The organism is Sphingomonas sp. SL1004, assembly GCF_057815015.1.
Map to the genome: position 1 here is coordinate 791,099 of NZ_JBYMUX010000001.1, position 14,834 is coordinate 805,932.

Annotated in this window: 15 protein-coding genes; 9 read left to right on the plus strand and 6 right to left on the minus strand. The window is 65.5% G+C overall.

Annotated features, from left to right (window positions below):
• Positions 1 to 3: 3 nt before the first annotated feature.
• From ahpF to AC3D24_RS03605, 3 genes are all read right to left on the minus strand, one after another.
• Positions 4 to 1,590 carry an alkyl hydroperoxide reductase subunit F gene (ahpF, locus tag AC3D24_RS03595; RefSeq protein WP_489028260.1) on the minus strand — a complete coding sequence of 529 codons (1,587 nt, stop codon included), beginning with the start codon at positions 1,588 to 1,590 and terminating at the stop codon, positions 4 to 6.
• Positions 1,591 to 1,717: 127 nt separating this feature from the next.
• Positions 1,718 to 2,281: an alkyl hydroperoxide reductase subunit C gene (gene ahpC / locus AC3D24_RS03600; RefSeq protein ID WP_489028262.1), complete on the minus strand. Its 564-nt coding sequence runs from the start codon at positions 2,279 to 2,281 to the stop codon at positions 1,718 to 1,720.
• A 113-nt stretch (positions 2,282 to 2,394) separates the two neighbouring features.
• The gene (locus AC3D24_RS03605; protein WP_489028264.1) at positions 2,395 to 3,081 is read right to left on the minus strand and encodes a type 1 glutamine amidotransferase domain-containing protein; all 687 of its coding nucleotides are present in this window, start codon (positions 3,079 to 3,081) and stop codon (positions 2,395 to 2,397) included.
• Between the two features lie 282 nt (positions 3,082 to 3,363).
• Here AC3D24_RS03605 and AC3D24_RS03610 point away from each other — a divergent pair, with 282 nt between their 5' ends.
• Positions 3,364 to 3,966 (plus strand): TetR/AcrR family transcriptional regulator, encoded by a 603-nt coding sequence (locus tag AC3D24_RS03610; protein WP_489028266.1) that lies wholly within the window; start codon positions 3,364 to 3,366, stop codon positions 3,964 to 3,966.
• 197 nt (positions 3,967 to 4,163) lie between these two features.
• On the opposite strand, the gene AC3D24_RS03615 is transcribed toward AC3D24_RS03610, so the two are convergent.
• The 3 genes from AC3D24_RS03615 to AC3D24_RS03625 all read right to left on the minus strand — a co-directional run bounded on the left by AC3D24_RS03615 (position 4,164) and on the right by AC3D24_RS03625 (position 7,635).
• Entirely contained in the window at positions 4,164 to 5,447 is a 1,284-nt protein-coding gene (locus tag AC3D24_RS03615; RefSeq protein ID WP_489028268.1) for a DEAD/DEAH box helicase, read from the minus strand.
• A 161-nt stretch (positions 5,448 to 5,608) separates the two neighbouring features.
• Positions 5,609 to 6,595: a 3-keto-disaccharide hydrolase gene (locus tag AC3D24_RS03620; RefSeq protein WP_489028270.1), complete on the minus strand. Its 987-nt coding sequence runs from the start codon at positions 6,593 to 6,595 to the stop codon at positions 5,609 to 5,611.
• Between the two features lie 23 nt (positions 6,596 to 6,618).
• Positions 6,619 to 7,635, minus strand: coding sequence for a LacI family DNA-binding transcriptional regulator (locus tag AC3D24_RS03625; protein ID WP_489028272.1), 1,017 nt, complete (start codon positions 7,633 to 7,635; stop codon positions 6,619 to 6,621).
• A 114-nt stretch (positions 7,636 to 7,749) separates the two neighbouring features.
• Here AC3D24_RS03625 and AC3D24_RS03630 point away from each other — a divergent pair, with 114 nt between their 5' ends.
• The 8 genes from AC3D24_RS03630 to AC3D24_RS03665 are packed head-to-tail and all read left to right on the plus strand — an operon-like array spanning position 7,750 to position 14,788.
• On the plus strand, positions 7,750 to 8,988 hold the full coding sequence (locus tag AC3D24_RS03630) for an MFS transporter (protein WP_489028274.1): 1,239 nt from the start codon (positions 7,750 to 7,752) through the stop codon (positions 8,986 to 8,988).
• Positions 8,985 to 10,049 (plus strand): sugar phosphate isomerase/epimerase family protein, encoded by a 1,065-nt coding sequence (locus AC3D24_RS03635; protein WP_489028276.1) that lies wholly within the window; start codon positions 8,985 to 8,987, stop codon positions 10,047 to 10,049. The genes AC3D24_RS03630 and AC3D24_RS03635 overlap by 4 nt, the downstream gene beginning before the upstream one ends.
• The gene (locus AC3D24_RS03640) at positions 10,046 to 11,203 is read left to right on the plus strand and encodes a Gfo/Idh/MocA family protein (protein ID WP_489028278.1); all 1,158 of its coding nucleotides are present in this window, start codon (positions 10,046 to 10,048) and stop codon (positions 11,201 to 11,203) included. Before AC3D24_RS03635 ends, AC3D24_RS03640 begins: the two co-directional genes overlap by 4 nt.
• Positions 11,200 to 11,586 (plus strand): c-type cytochrome, encoded by a 387-nt coding sequence (locus AC3D24_RS03645; RefSeq protein ID WP_489028280.1) that lies wholly within the window; start codon positions 11,200 to 11,202, stop codon positions 11,584 to 11,586. The genes AC3D24_RS03640 and AC3D24_RS03645 overlap by 4 nt, the downstream gene beginning before the upstream one ends.
• A gap of 13 nt (positions 11,587 to 11,599) precedes the next feature.
• A complete protein-coding gene (locus AC3D24_RS03650) occupies positions 11,600 to 12,523 on the plus strand; it encodes a hydroxypyruvate isomerase family protein (RefSeq protein ID WP_489028282.1) in 924 nt (307 codons plus the stop codon).
• Positions 12,524 to 12,564: 41 nt separating this feature from the next.
• Complete coding sequence (locus AC3D24_RS03655) at positions 12,565 to 13,380, plus strand: 3-keto-disaccharide hydrolase (protein ID WP_489033031.1); 816 nt, start codon at positions 12,565 to 12,567, stop codon at positions 13,378 to 13,380.
• Complete coding sequence (locus AC3D24_RS03660; protein ID WP_489028284.1) at positions 13,377 to 13,958, plus strand: gluconate 2-dehydrogenase subunit 3 family protein; 582 nt, start codon at positions 13,377 to 13,379, stop codon at positions 13,956 to 13,958. The genes AC3D24_RS03655 and AC3D24_RS03660 overlap by 4 nt, the downstream gene beginning before the upstream one ends.
• Positions 13,955 to 14,788: a sugar phosphate isomerase/epimerase family protein gene (locus tag AC3D24_RS03665; protein WP_489028286.1), complete on the plus strand. Its 834-nt coding sequence runs from the start codon at positions 13,955 to 13,957 to the stop codon at positions 14,786 to 14,788. The genes AC3D24_RS03660 and AC3D24_RS03665 overlap by 4 nt, the downstream gene beginning before the upstream one ends.
• The last annotated feature ends 46 nt before the right edge of the window (positions 14,789 to 14,834 follow it).

The following is a 14,834-nucleotide window of genomic DNA, read 5'->3' on the forward strand; positions in this document are numbered from 1 at the left end:
GTACTAAGCGGCCTCTTCCCAATCCTTGGTCTCTTCGGCAGGCATCCGGATTAGATAGTCGAACGCCGATAGCCCTGCCTTCGAGCCTTCGCCCATCGCGATGACGATCTGCTTGAACGGCACGGTCGTGGCATCGCCGGCCGCGAAGATGCCGGGCTGCGACGTGTGACCGCGGTGATCGATCTCGATCTCGCCGCGCGGGGTGAGGGCGATCGCATCCCGCAGCCATTCCGTGTTCGGGACCAAGCCGATCTGTACGAAGATGCCCTCCAGTTCGACCTGGTGCATCGTGTCGTGATTGCGATCGCGGTACGAGAGGCCAGTCACGCGGTCCCCGTCGCCATGAACCTCGGTGGTCAGCGCCGAGGTGATGATGCGGACGTTCGACAGGCTCGCCAGCTTGCGCTGCAGCACCGCGTCCGCACGCAGATCGGTATCATACTCGACCAGCGTGACGTGCGCGACGATGCCGGCAAGGTCGATCGCCGCCTCGACGCCCGAATTGCCGCCACCAATGACCGCGACGCGCTTGCCCTTGAACAGCGGACCGTCGCAATGCGGGCAATAGGCCACGCCCTTGTTCTTGTACGCGTCCTCGCCCGGCACGTTCATCTGCCGCCAGCGTGCGCCGGTCGACAGGATAACGGTGCGCGCCTTCAGCGACGCGCCGCTCTCGAACACCACCTCGTGCAGGCCGCCTTCGCTTGCGGCCGGGATCAGCTTTTCGGCGCGCTGCAGGTTCATGATGTCGACGTCATAGTCGCGGACATGGCGCTCCAGCTCGGCGGCGAGCTTGGGCCCCTCGGTGTGTGGCACCGAGATGAAGTTCTCGATCGCCATCGTGTCGAGCACCTGGCCACCGAACCGCTCGGCGGCGATGCCGGTGCGGATCCCTTTACGCGCCGTGTAGATCGCCGCTGCGCCGCCGGCGGGTCCGCCACCGATGACGAGCACGTCGAACGCATCCTTCTGCGAGATCTTCTCGGCGATCCGGCTGGTGGCGCCGGTGTCGAGCTTGGCGACGATCTGCTCCAGCTCCATCCGGCCCTGGCCAAACGGTTCGCCGTTCAGGAAGATCGTCGGTACCGCCATGACCTTGCGCTCGGTGACCTCGTCCTGGAACAGCGCGCCGTCGATCGCGGTGTGCGTCACGCCAGGGTTGAGGACGGCCATCAGGTTGAGCGCCTGCACGACGTCGGGGCAGTTCTGGCACGACAGCGAGAAATAGGTCTCGAAGTGGAATTCGCCGTCGAGCGCCCGGACCTGCGCGATCAGGTCCTGCGCAGCCTTCGACGGATGGCCGCCGACCTGGAGCAGCGCCAGCACGAGGCTGGTGAACTCATGGCCCATCGGCATGCCGGCGAAGCGCACGCCGATGTCGGTGCCGGCGCGGCGGATCATGAAGCTCGGCTTGCGCTTGTCGTCGGCGGTGATCACCGTGATCTGGTCCGACAGGACGGCGATCTCGTCGATCAGTTCGCCCATCTGGCGGGATTTGGCGTCGTCGCCCAGGCTGGCGACCAGTTCGATGGGCTGGCGGATGTTGACCAGATAGGCCTTCAGCTGCTGCGTCAGATTGGCGTCGAGCATGGGGTAAACTCCAATATTTCCCGGTATTTTCGGGTCGAATTTCTATGTCTTGAACGCAAACGGCCCGGGAGGATGCGCTCCGCCCCGGGCCGCCTTCGCTCAATTCCCTGACGGGAGCCGAGAAAGCTTAGATCTTGCCGACGAGATCCAGGCTCGGGGCGAGCGTCTCTTCACCCTCTTCCCACTTGGCCGGGCACACTTCGCCCGGATGCGCGGCGATGTACTGCGCGGCCTTGATCTTGCGCAGCAGTTCGGTCGCATTGCGGCCGACGCCTTCCGAGGTCACTTCGACCAGCTGGATGACGCCTTCCGGATCGACCACGAACGTGCCGCGATCCGCCAGGCCCTGGCCTTCGCGCAGGATGTCGAAGTTCAGGCTGATGCTGTGGTTCTGGTCGCCGAGCATGAAATAGTTGATCTTGCCGATCGCCGGCGACGTGTCATGCCATGCCTTGTGGCTGAAATGCGTGTCGGTCGAGACGCTGTATACTTCGACCCCCATCTTCTGCAGCGTCGGATACACGTCGGCCAGATCCTCCAGCTCGGTCGGGCACACGAACGTGAAGTCCGCCGGGTAGAAGAAGAACACGGCCCACTTGCCCAGCACGTCGGTGTCGCTGACGGATACGAACTTGCCCTGCTTGTAAGCCTGGGTGGTGAACGGCTTAATCTTGCTGCCGATAAGGGCCATGAAACGTCTCCGGTTGATTGCGTCGACCGCGATGTAGGCGGTTTATGCTGCAGTGCAAAATTAATCTAATCGGGCTGGGTGATCGACTCAACCGATCAATCGCAGCGCGTCGGTCATGTCGAGGCTGTCAGCACGTCGACCAGTGTTTGCGCTGCAGCGGAAGAAGACCCGGGGTTCTGTCCGGTGATCAGCAGGCCGTCCCGGCGCACGTACGAACCCCAGTCGGGGCCGCGCGAATACACGCCACCCAAGGCCTTCAGCTCGTCCTCGACCAGGAACGGCACGATCTCGGTCAGGCCCACGGCGTCCTCCTCGGAGTTGGCAAATCCGGTGACCGTCTTGCCTTCGACCAGCGGGCGACCGGCGGTCGTCTTCACGTGGCGCAGCACGCCGGGTGCGTGGCAGACCAGGGCGACCGGCTTGCCGGCGGCCAATACGCTCTCGATCAACGCGATCGACATCGGGTCCTCGGCGAGATCCCACAATGGGCCATGGCCCCCCGGATAGAAGACGGCGTCGAAGTCGTCCTGCACCACGTCCGACAGCTTCACTGTCTCGGCAAGCGCCGCCACGGCCTCGCGGTCCGCCTCGAACCGGTGGGTGTCGTCGGTCTGGCTGGCAGGCTCGTTGCTTTTCGGGTCGAGCGGCGGCTGGCCACCGTTTGGCGATGCCAGCGTGATCTCGGCGCCGGCCGCCTTGAACGTGTAATAAGGCGCGGCCAGTTCCTCGAGCCAGAACCCGGTCTTGCGGCCGGTATCGCCGAGCTGATCGTGCGAGGTGAGTACCATCAGGATCTTCATGGGACGTCCTTTCATGTTGCGACCGAAAACCGGTCCTGCGGAAATGCGCTGACCGCATGGAAATAGACCGGTCATCTTCATATTGCGCGAAGACGATGCTTTCCAATCTGTAAATCGGATCGCCCGTCGATCGGCAGGCGGCAGATACACGCCGCTAGACCGATCGTCTAGTAGTCGGATCGAATATTTCGGGGGGGGTATAGCAACGTCTCAGGCAAGAGGCGGAATATGCCGATGACCAGTCAAGCTAGACGACTGGTCTAACGAATGGTATCAGCGGGCATGGCGCTTGCACACCAAGATCAGAATACCCGCACGACGATCCTTGCTGCGGGCCAGCGGATCATGAGCCGGAAAGGGTTCTCCGGTGTCGGCCTGACCGAGATCCTCAAGGATGCCGGGGTCCCGAAGGGGTCGTTCTATCATTATTTCGCGTCGAAGGACGCGTTCGGGGAGGCTATGCTCTCGGCGTATTTCGAGGGATATCACGCCGATATGGACACGGTGTTCGCCAAGCCCGGCCTGACCGGGGCGGAGCGGCTCATGCTGTATTTCGCGGCGTGGCGTGAGAGCCAGAGTGCCTTCGACTGCCAGGGCCGGTGCCTCGCGGTAAAGCTGGGCGCCGAAGTGGCGGATCTGTCGGAGCCGATGCGCCTGGTGCTCAAGTCCGGCACGAACGGTATCATCGCGCGCTTGGCCAGCGCGATCGGGGCCGGGATCGCGGACCGTTCGCTGGCGGTCGAGGAACCCGCTGGAGATCTGTCGGCGTCGCTATATCATCTATGGCTCGGTGCCAGCGTGATGGTCAAGATCCTCCGCACGCATGAACCGTTCGAGACAGCGCTCCGGTCGACGCGGGCGATGCTGGGAATGACGGTGCGGTAACGGAGTGGTGGTCTAAACTACAACCTCGACGACGGGCGTCGCGATCGCGCGGTGCGCCGGATGCCAGGAATCCAGACGCGGGAGAAGGCGGTCAGGCCGATCCCACCGGCATCGCCGCCGATCCTCCAGTGACAACGCCTGCTGACCGGCGGCAAACCCGGCGATCGACATGAATGCACGCCGATCACCGGGCTCCGTCAGGCCGCCTTGGCAGCCATCCGCGCGGCTAGCTTCTCTTCCTCGGTCCAGATCTTGCGCTCGCGCGGCGCCTTGGCCGGCTTGACCTGCTTGACCGGGCCACCGCCCAGGACGGGGGCGCGCTTGGTCGAGTGGCGCGCCACTTCGCAATGCCATTCGTGATCGTCCTGCACGGTCAGCGTGCGACCGATCTCACGCTCGACGTCGTGCAGCCAGGCGCGCTGCTCGGCATCGCACAGCGTGATCGCAAAGCCGCTGCGGCCCGCGCGACCGGTGCGACCGATGCGGTGGACATAGCTTTCCGGCAGGCTCGGCAGGTCGTGGTTGAAGACGTGCGTGACCGTGTCGACGTCGATACCGCGCGCCGCGATATCGGTGGCGACGAGAACCTGCACCGTGCCGGCGCGGAACGCGTCGAGGGCGCGCTCGCGCTGACCCTGCGACTTGTTGCCGTGCAGCGCTTCGGCGGTGATACCCGCTTCGCCGATGAACGCGCAGACGTCGTTCGCAATGTTCTTCTGCAGCGTGAAGACGACCGCCTGGCCCATGTCCGGCGTCTTCAGCAGCGCCAGCAGCGCCGCCTTCTTGTCGGCGGCGTCGAGGAACATCACCGACTGGTCGATCCGATCGACCGTGGTGGACGGCGGAGCGATTTCGACCTTGGCCGGATCGCGCAACAGGCTCTCGGCCAGCGCGGCGATCGACTTCGGCATCGTCGCCGAGAACAGCAGCGTGTGTCGATCCTCGGGCGTCGTCGCGACGATGCGCTCGATCGGCTTGGCAAAGCCCATGTCGAGCATCTGGTCCGCCTCGTCCAGCACCAGCGCCCCCAGCTGCGACAGGTCGCAGTGGCCCTGCTCGACCAGATCCAGCAGGCGCCCCGGTGCGGCGACGATGATGTCGACGCCCGCCTCCAGCGCCTTGACCTGATGGAACTGGCTGACGCCGCCGAAGATCGTCATGACGCTTGGGCGCAGATGGCGGCCGAAGCTCTCGAAGCCGGCGGCGATCTGCGATACCAGTTCACGCGTCGGCGCGAGCACCAGAATGCGCGCGCCGCCCTTGGGGGCGGGGCGGGGATCGGCGGCCAGACGGTGCAGCAGCGGCAGCGCGAAGGCGGCCGTCTTGCCCGTTCCGGTCTGCGCCATACCAAGCATGTCGCGGCCCTGCAGCAGCATCGGGATCGACTGCGCCTGGATCGGAGTCGGATGGGCATAGCCTTGCTCGGCTAGCGCCTGCAGCAAAAACGGTGCGAGCGAGAGATCGGCGAAAGTCATGGTCATGGTAACGCGGCGCCTCCAGCGCTGAGCTAAAGCTGCGCCTGGTAGGGCTTAGCGTCGTGAGCGCGGCCAGGTAGGTTTTATGCTGCACTGCGTCAATGCGGAAAGCCGCGAAACTGCCGGTTCGATGTTCGCCCGCGTGTACCGGCAGGCAAGGACGCCGCTCAGTCGTCGGCCACGGCAATGGTCGGCAGGCTGCGGATCGGCTCGATCGTCATGGCGCGAAACCATGTTTCGGCGCCTTCCGACTGGAGCTGGATATGGCCATGGGTCAGTGGCTGTCGTGTGCCGTCGGGGGCGATCGTCGCGATATCGGTGACGGCGGCCACCGGTATGCCGTTCACGACATGCACGGCGCGATCACCCACGACATAGAGATCGAGCGTATTCCACTGTCCGATCGGATGTTCGGCATCGGTGGCGGCTTCGACGTTCCAGGTCGGGGTGCCGTTGACCATGTCGATCGGTCGCCCGCCAACCCGAAACCGCAGATGAGGTGCGACGATCGTCGGATCGAAGGTAACGGTCGTCCGGCTCCGGACCTTGCTCCCGACGACCACCGCCATGCCGGTCGAGCCCTTCATGATCTCGAATTCCATCGATGGCTGCCATGTCCCGAACACCGCGCCGGGGGTGCCGTGGCTATGGTAGAGCAGGCCGTTGTTCGGCGGTTGGCGATCGCGCGGCGCCCAGGTTGTCGTGCCCCATTTATACTGGAGCCGGAGATGATAATTGCTCAGGTCGGCACGGTGGACGAGGCTGCCCCAAGTCTCGCCCTTGATCCAGATCGCCGGGCCGCCGTCGATCTGGCGGACGGCGAAATCGCCACGATCGCGTCCGGGAACGCCGATCGGCTTGCCGCCGGGATCGCTTTTATACGTCACGGCCGGGTCTGCGTAGCCGAGCCAGGGTTGCCAGTCTTTCAGGCTGCGACCGTCGAACAGCGTCACCGTCTTGCCCACGGCCCGCGGCAGGTCGGCCAGGATCAGATGCTGCTGGCGGGGAACGGGGTCGCCGCCGATGGCCTGTGCCTGTTCGGCCGAACTCTGGGCGGCCGAACTCTGGGCGGCCGAACTCTGGGCGGCCGAACTCTGGGCAAACGCCACTACGGGCGCCACGCAGGCGAGAAGAAGAGCGCAGGTCTTGAGCATGGACATTCTCTCGTCGATTGCGGTTATCGGGTGCGGGGGATCGCGGTGCTGTTTCTCACCACGAGTTCGTGGCGCAGCGTGACCTGCTTGAGCGGGCTGTCGACGCCGCGAAGGATGTCGACCAGCAGTTCGACCGCGCGGCGACCGATCATCGCCTTGGGCTGGGCGATGGTGGTCAGCGGCGGCTGGAAATAGCGCGCGAGCGGTAGATCGTCGAAGCCGATGATCGAGACGTCGCTCGGGCACGACAGCCCCGCATCACCGATCGCACTGAGCGCGCCCATCGCCATCTCGTCGCTGAAGCAGAAGATCGCGGTGACGTCATGGGCGAGCAGGTCATGGATCTGGTCGACGGCCGAGCCGGCGGAATAGTCGCCGATGCGGATGTGGAGGCTATCGCGCAAGCCCGCGCGGGTTGCGGCACCGATCGCCCCGGCGAGGCGGTCGCGGCTAATCGGGCTGATCTCGGGGCCGGTGACGACGCCGATCCTGCGGTGGCCCAGGGCGATCAGGTGCTCGATCGCGTCGGCGCTGGCGGCGGCATTGTCGATGTGGACGCTGGGGACGCCCAGGTCTGGGCTATATTCACAGCCGTTGACGATCGGTGCGGCGGCACCCTTGCGGGCCAGCAGCGGGGCGAGGCTGGCGGGCAGGCGATGGCCGAGGAAGATCAGCCCATCGACCTCGCGGCGCGAAAGCATGTCGGCATATTGATCCTCGACCTCCGGATCGTGCCGCGTGTCGCCGACCACGACTGAGTATCCTGCGTCCCTCGCGGCCTCCTCGGCGCCGCGGATGACGCTGGCGAAGAACGCGTTGGAGATGTCGGGGACGGTCAGCAGGATCTTCGCCGCGCGCAACGTCCGCAGGCTGCGTGCGGCGACGTTGGGCGCGTAGCCGGACTCGTGAACGACCGCCAGCACGCGCCGCCGTGTCTCTTCGGACACCTGTTCGGGGCGGCTGAGAACGCGCGAAACCGTGGCGGTCGAGACGCCCGCGAGTGCAGCCACTTCGATGATCGTCGGCATAAGCGTCGTCATGGATCCAGCGTTCGACACTGTCGATATATATCCGATGTAATCCTTTACATTCGTTTCCGGCCTCCGTAGCTTTGCCATCGACAAGCAGTAAAACTGCGATCGGAGAGGTAGCGAATGGCGCTTGCAGATACTCGGCCCCAGGCCACGACCGGCGGCCTGCTAACCGGCCGCCTGAGCGCCATGATGTTCATGCAATTCTTCGTATGGGGCGCCTGGACCGTAACCCTCGGCCTCGTCATGCAGACCGTCGGGATCGGCAACCTCATCGGCAACGCGTTTTCGGTCGGGCCGATCGCGTCTATCGTCGGCTCGTTCCTGCTCGGCATGGCTGCAGCGCGCTATGTCAGCCCGCGGATGCTGATGGTGATCCTGCACCTGATCGGCGGCGTGCTGTTGTTCGTGCTGCCGTCGCTGGTGACGCCGGAGAATGGCCGGACCTTCGTCTGGCTGCTGCTCTGCTACATGATCCTCTACATGCCGACGGTCGGCCTCGCGAACACGATCGCGCTAAAGAGCTTTGGCGAGCGGACCGATAAATTCCCGTTCGTCCGGGCGTTCGGCACGCTGGGCTGGATCACCGCGGGGCTGCTCATCGGCTGGGCGGGCCTGTCCGCGAGCCCGGAGATTTTCCGCGTCGCGGCGGTCGTGTCGATCGCGCTCGGCCTCTACAGTTTCACGCTGCCGAACGTCACCGCGGACGCGCCGCGTGACGAGAGCGTGCTTCGCCAGGTGTTCTGCGTCGAGGCGTTCGGGTTGCTCAAGCAGCGCTCGTTCCTGATCTTCATGACCTGCGCGACGCTGATCTCGATCCCTCTGGCGATGTATTACGCCTATGCCTCGCCCTATGTCGGTGCGACCGGGATCAGCAACGTCGGCGGCACGCTCGCGATCGGGCAGATGTCCGAACTGGTGTTCATGTTCTCGATGCCGTGGCTGTACCGCCGGTTCGGCGTGAAGCCGCTGCTGCTGGTCGGCATGGCCACATGGGCATTGCGCTACGCCTTGTTCGCAATCGGTGATGGCGGTTCGTCGATCTGGGCGGTGTATCTCGGCGTCGCGCTGCACGGCGTCTGCTATGATTTCTTCTTCGTCGCCGGCGCGATCTACACCGGCACGATCGCCACGCCCAAGGGCGTCAACGCGCAGGCGCAGGGCATGCTGACGCTGTTCACCTACGGCGTCGGCATGCTGCTCGGGTCTCAGATCGGCGCGCTTCTGTATGCGCAGCTGCCCGCATCGCCGACCATCGCCGACTGGCAGCATATGTGGTGGTATCCCGCCATCGCCGCCGCGGTGATCGCACTGCTCTTCCAGTTCACGTTCCGCGACGACACCAGAAAGAGTGCAGCATGACCGGCATGAAGGGCCCCGGGATATTCCTCGCCCAGTTTCTCGGCGACGAGGCTCCGTTCGACACGCTCGACGGTTTGGCGGCATGGGCGGCGGGGCTCGGCTATGTCGGCGTCCAGATTCCCTGCAACGCGCAACTGATCGATCTGAAGCTCGCCGCCGAGAGCAAGATCTATTGCGACGATCTTCGTGGGCGGCTGGCCAAGCACAACATCGAAGTCACCGAATTGTCGACGCATCTGCAAGGGCAGTTGGTCGCCGTCCACCCGGCGTATGACACGCTGTTCGACGGCTTCGCGCCCCCCGAAGTCCACGGCAAACCCGCCGAGCGTCAGATTTGGGCGGTCGAACAGGTCAAGCTCGCCGCGCGCGCCAGCGCCAATCTCGGCCTGTCCGCGCATGCCACCTTCTCGGGCGCGCTGGCATGGCCGTACGTCTACCCCTGGCCGCAACGTCCCGCCGGGCTGATCGAGGAGGCCTTTGCCGAACTCGCTCGCCGCTGGACCCCGATCCTCGACGTGTTCGAGGACGCCGGCGTCGACTGCGCGTTCGAGGTCCATCCCGGCGAAGACGTCCATGACGGCGCGACCTGGGAACGCTTCCTCGCCGCGGTCGACAACCATCCGCGTGCGCGCCTGCTGTTCGATCCGTCGCATTTCGTGTTGCAGCAGCTCGACTATCTCGACTTCATCGACCGCTATCACGACCGGATCTCGTGCTTCCACGTCAAGGATGCCGAGTTCAACCCGAACGGGCGTACCGGCGTCTATGGCGGCTACGAGAACTGGGTCGACCGCGCCGGCCGTTTCCGCTCGCTCGGCGACGGGCAGGTCGATTTCTCTGCGATCTTCAGCAAGATGGCGCAGTATGGCTATGACGGCTGGGCGGTGCTCGAATGGGAGTGTGCGCTCAAACGGTCCGATGACGGCGCGCGCGAAGGTGCGCCGTTCATCCGCGATCACATGATCCGGCTGACCGAGCGCCCGTTCGACGACTTCGCCGCCAGCGGCATCGATCGCACCGCGATCCGCAAGCTGCTCGGGTTGTCGGAGGAGCAGGCATGAGCCGCCTCCGTCTCGGCATGGTCGGCGGCGGGGAAGGGGCCTTTATAGGCGCCGTCCACCGGATGGCAGCCGCGCTCGACGGCGATTGGGACCTCGTCGCGGGCGCGTTCAGCACCGACGCCGGGCGCAACACGCGCACCGGCACGCTGCTCGGCCTCGATCCGCAACGCGTCTATCCGTCGCTCGACGCTATGATCGCGCACGAGCGTGCTTTGCCCGCGGACCAGCGCATCGAAGCGCTCGCGGTCGTCACGCCGAACCATCTCCACGCGCCGATGGCGATCGCCGCACTCGACGCTGGCTTCCACGTATTCTGCGAAAAGCCGATGGCGATGAGCGTCGTCGAGGCCGAAGCGATCGCCGCCGCCAAGGCTAGTGGTCGCCAGTTCGCGCTGGCGTTCACCTATAGCGGCTACCCGATGATCGAAGAGGCGCGCGCGCGGGTCGAACGCGGCGATTTCGGCGCGATCCGCCTGGTCCAGGTCGAATATCTGCAAGGCTGGCTCAGCCAACCGATCGACACCGACGGCAACAAGCAGGCCGAATGGCGCACCGATCCCGCGCGCGCCGGGCTCGGCGGCTGTCTCGGCGACATCGGCACACACGCGTTCCAGCTTGCCGAGCATGTCTCGGGCCTGTCGGTGCAATCGGTTTCCGCGGACCTTACGACGCATGTCGACGGTCGTCGGCTCGACGACGATGTCAGCGCGCTGCTCCGGTTCGAGGGCGGCGCCCGCGGCGTGCTCAAGGCGAGCCAGGTTGCGGCGGGCGAGGAGAACGGCCTTCGGCTCCGCATCCACGGCGAACGCGGCGGGCTGGACTGGTCGCAGATGGAGCCGAACACGCTGACGCTCCGCTGGCTCGACCGTCCCGCCGAGATCGTGCGGACCGGTGGCCCGGGCATGCTCGACGCGACCGCCTCGCTGGTGCGTACACCTGCCGGTCATCCCGAAGGTTATATCGAGGCTTTCGGCAATCTTTACCGCGCGTTCGCCTCGGCGATCCGCGGCGATCAAGACGGCAGTGGCGGAGACGACCGCTGGTTTCCGGGCGTGACCGATGGCCTGCGCACGATGCGCTTCATCGAGGCGGTGATCGCCAACGCCGACGCAGACCAGAAATGGACTTTAGTAAATCCGGGAGAGAATGAATGAAGCTGCTCATGGCTCTGGTCGCGGGAAGTATCGCGGCAGTTGCGGCAGTCACGGTCTCAGCGCCGACCACTGCGCAATCCACCGCTGCTGCACCGTCGGCCTTCGCGGCGTGCCGCGCGTGCCACACCGTCGTGAAGGGCGGCAAGAACGGCATCGGCCCGAACCTGTACGGCGTGGTCGGCCGCGCCGCCGCTGCGGCGCCGGGCTTCAACTACTCCCCCGCGATGAAGGCATCCAAGCTGCGCTGGGACGAGAAGACGCTGAACGACTATCTGACTGCGCCGCAGAAGAAGGTGCCGGGCACGCGCATGCCGATCGCCACTCCCGATCCGGCCAAGCGTGCGGCGATCATCGCGTATCTCAAGGCCGAGGGCTCGAAATGATGGTAATGGTCGCATGACGCTCTCCCGCCGAAACCTGCTCGGGGCCGGGCTCGCGGCAGGCGCCGCCGCATCGCTGGTGCCGGGCATGGCCGCAGGGCAACGCCGCAGTTCGAACGCCGCGCGCTTCTCGCTCGGCTATGCGCCACACGAGGGCAGCTTCGCCAGCCGCGGCGGGCGGATCGAGCAGATCGCCTACGCCGCCGATCAGGGCTTTACCGCCTGGGAGGACAACGAGGCGGCGACGCGGTCGGTGGCCGAGCAGGAGCAGATGGCCAAGGCGCTCGCGCAGCGCGGCATGACGATGGGCGTGTTCGTCGCCAGCATGCCCAAATGGTCGAAGTCGCGGCCGTTGCTCGGCGCGACCGACGGCGCCGAGCGCGAGGCGTTCCTCGCCGACATCCGCGCCTCGCTGGACGTTGCCAAGCGCCTGAACGCGAAGCACATGACCGTCGTCACCGGCTTCATGGACCCGAAGGTGCCGGTCGATATCCAGACGGCGCGCGTGATCGACATCATGCGCCGCGCGGGCGACATCGTCGCGTCATCGGGCACGGCGATGGTGATGGAGCCGCTCAACACGCGGACCAACCATCCCGGCGTCTATATGCAGACGATCTCGCAGGGCTATGCGGTCGCGCGCGGCGCCAACAGCCCGGCGGTGAAGATCCTCGCCGACCTGTATCACGAGCAGATCCAGTCGGGGAACCTGATCCCGACGCTCGACACCTGCTGGGACGAGATCGGCTATATCCAGTTCGGCGACAATCCGGGTCGCAACGAACCATCGACCGGCGAGATCAACTTCAAGTCGATCGTGAAGTGGCTGACGGCGAAACGCTACGCCGGCGTGATCGGCATGGAACACGGCAATTCGATCGCCGGACGCGCGGGCGAGGATCGCCTGATCGCTGCCTATCGCGAAATCGATGCAGCATGACGGGGACGGGGATGAGGGGAAGACGCATGAACACCTGTTTGATGGCGAGCGCTGTCACGGCGATGGCGCTGATGACGACGGGGCCAGTCGCGGCCCAGGAGAAGCCCGGCTTCAAGGACACGCCGATGCTGCCCGGCGGCCAGTGGCGCGTCCACGACGCCGACCGCCCCGCGCCGGTCGTGGTCGCACCCGCCGCGACCCCCGGCGGTGCACCTGCCGATGCGGTCGTGCTATTCGACGGGCGCTCGCTTGACGCGTGGAAGCCGGATCGCATCGCGTGGCCGATCGACAAAGGCGTCCTAACGATCCCGTCGCGTGCGAAAAGCGGCGGCGAGAACAACCTCGTCTCGAAGCAGAGCTTCGGCGACGTTCAGATGCATCTCGAATTCCGCTCGCCAAACCCGCCGACCAAGACGTCGCAGGATCGCGGCAACAGCGGCATCTGGTTCATGCAGCGCTATGAATTGCAGATCCTCGATGGTTCGCAGAACCCGACCTACGCCGATGGCACCGTCGGCGCGGTCTATGGCTGGAAACCGCCGTTAGTGAACGCCGCGCGTCGACCGGGTGAGTGGCAGACCTACGATGTCGTATTCGAGCGGCCCCGCTTTGCCGCCGACGGCAGCCTGCTCCGCCCGGCGTACGTCACCGCGCTGCTGAATGGCGTACTCGTCCAGAACCACCAGGCGATGCTCGGCACGACCATCTGGCGCAAGGTCGCGAGCTACACTGCGCACGCCGACGCCGCGCCGATCCAGCTCCAGGATCACGACTCGCCGGTGTCGTTCCGCAACATCTGGGTTCGTCCGTTGCCCGAGGCGGCGATCGCGCAGGACCTGAAGAAGGACGGCAAATGATCGATCGCAGAACTGCACTCGCCGGTGTCGTCGGCATGTTCGGCAGCGCTTTGTTCGCGCCGATCGCGCGCGCTGCCGGTGTCGGCCAGGCACCCGGCGCGGCGGCGGGCATTCCCGTCATCAGCGAAGGCCCGCCCAGCGTGGCGGTCTTCACAGCCCCCCAGCGCGCGCTGATGACCGCGCTCAGCGAGCGCGTCCTGCCGACCACCGACACGCCGGGCGCGATTGCCGCGGGTGTCCCGGCCTATATCGAAAAGCTGCTCGCCGACTGGGCCGCCCCGGCCGACCGCGTGCCGATCCTCGCCGGGCTCGACGCGATCGAGGCGCGCAGCCTGAAGGACTATAAGGTGGCCGGCGCAAAGGCGACGGCGGCGCAGCAGGATGCGCTGCTCACGCTCGCGATGAACGACCAGATCCCGTCCGGCGGCGTCTTCTTCGAAGCGTTCCGGCAACTCGTCGTGACCGGCTATTATACGTCGGAAATCGGCATGACGCAGGAGCGCGAATATCTGCCGGTGCCAGGCGAGTATAACGGCCAGTTCCCCTATTCCCAGGTCAACAAGGTGTATTCCGCATGATCCTCAGCCGTAGAAATCTGCTCGCCGGCTCCGGCGCGGTCGCAGCGCTCGCGTTCGTGCCGACCGCGTCGGCGGCGCAGTTGGAGGCGATCGGCCTGCAACTCTACACGATCCGCGACATCTTCTCGAAGGACCCGGTCGGCACGCTCGGACAGGTCGCGAAGATCGGCTACCGCGAGGTCGAATTCGGCGGTGGCGGCTATGACGGCATGGATCACGCGATGCTGCGCCGGACGATGGACAAGCTCGGCCTGACCGCGCCCTCGGTGCATATCGGCTACGACGCGTTGCTCAAGCAGTTCGACCAGTCGGTGACGATGGCCAAGACGCTCGGCGCGACCACCGTCGTGCTGCCGTACATGACTGACGAGCATCGCAACGAAGCGGGCTGGGCCGCGGCGCTGCCGAACTTCAACCGGTTCGCGACCGATCTGAAGAAGGCCGGGCTGGGCTTCGCCTATCACAATCACGATTTCGAGTTCACCACCAAACCGGGTGGCGTCAGCCTGTACGAGCGGCTGCTGAAGGAGACCGATCCCGCGCTCGTGAAGCTCGAACTCGATCTCTACTGGGCATTGCATGCCGGCGAAAACCTCACGACGCTGATCGAGCGGCTGTCGACGCGTCTGTACGCGTATCACGTCAAGGACATGCGCCCGGACCGGAGCATGACCGCGGTCGGGCAGGGTACGATCGATTTCGCCGCGCTGTTCAAGCTGAAGGGCAGCGCAGGCGTGCGGCATTTCTACGTCGAAAACGATCAGGCTCCCGCGCCCTATCTGCCCGACATCACCACGAGCTTCCGGACGTTGCGCGCGCTTCGTTTTTGAACGGGGGCGTTTTTGACCGGACGCGTTTCTGAGAATTAGGAGAGGA

Excerpts from the sequence above, each read along its gene's own strand:
- ahpF (WP_489028260.1), bottom strand. The coding sequence starts at position 1,590 with ATGCTCGACGCCAATCTGACGCAGCAGCTGAAGGCCTATCTGGTCAAC.
- ahpC (WP_489028262.1), bottom strand. The coding sequence starts at position 2,281 with ATGGCCCTTATCGGCAGCAAGATTAAGCCGTTCACCACCCAGGCTTAC.
- AC3D24_RS03605 (WP_489028264.1), bottom strand. The coding sequence starts at position 3,081 with ATGAAGATCCTGATGGTACTCACCTCGCACGATCAGCTCGGCGATACC.
- AC3D24_RS03610 (WP_489028266.1), top strand. The coding sequence starts at position 3,364 with ATGGCGCTTGCACACCAAGATCAGAATACCCGCACGACGATCCTTGCT.
- AC3D24_RS03615 (WP_489028268.1), bottom strand. The coding sequence starts at position 5,447 with ATGACCATGACTTTCGCCGATCTCTCGCTCGCACCGTTTTTGCTGCAG.
- AC3D24_RS03620 (WP_489028270.1), bottom strand. The coding sequence starts at position 6,595 with ATGCTCAAGACCTGCGCTCTTCTTCTCGCCTGCGTGGCGCCCGTAGTG.
- AC3D24_RS03625 (WP_489028272.1), bottom strand. The coding sequence starts at position 7,635 with ATGACGACGCTTATGCCGACGATCATCGAAGTGGCTGCACTCGCGGGC.
- AC3D24_RS03630 (WP_489028274.1), top strand. The coding sequence starts at position 7,750 with ATGGCGCTTGCAGATACTCGGCCCCAGGCCACGACCGGCGGCCTGCTA.
- AC3D24_RS03635 (WP_489028276.1), top strand. The coding sequence starts at position 8,985 with ATGACCGGCATGAAGGGCCCCGGGATATTCCTCGCCCAGTTTCTCGGC.
- AC3D24_RS03640 (WP_489028278.1), top strand. The coding sequence starts at position 10,046 with ATGAGCCGCCTCCGTCTCGGCATGGTCGGCGGCGGGGAAGGGGCCTTT.
- AC3D24_RS03645 (WP_489028280.1), top strand. The coding sequence starts at position 11,200 with ATGAAGCTGCTCATGGCTCTGGTCGCGGGAAGTATCGCGGCAGTTGCG.
- AC3D24_RS03650 (WP_489028282.1), top strand. The coding sequence starts at position 11,600 with ATGACGCTCTCCCGCCGAAACCTGCTCGGGGCCGGGCTCGCGGCAGGC.
- AC3D24_RS03655 (WP_489033031.1), top strand. The coding sequence starts at position 12,565 with ATGGCGAGCGCTGTCACGGCGATGGCGCTGATGACGACGGGGCCAGTC.
- AC3D24_RS03660 (WP_489028284.1), top strand. The coding sequence starts at position 13,377 with ATGATCGATCGCAGAACTGCACTCGCCGGTGTCGTCGGCATGTTCGGC.
- AC3D24_RS03665 (WP_489028286.1), top strand. The coding sequence starts at position 13,955 with ATGATCCTCAGCCGTAGAAATCTGCTCGCCGGCTCCGGCGCGGTCGCA.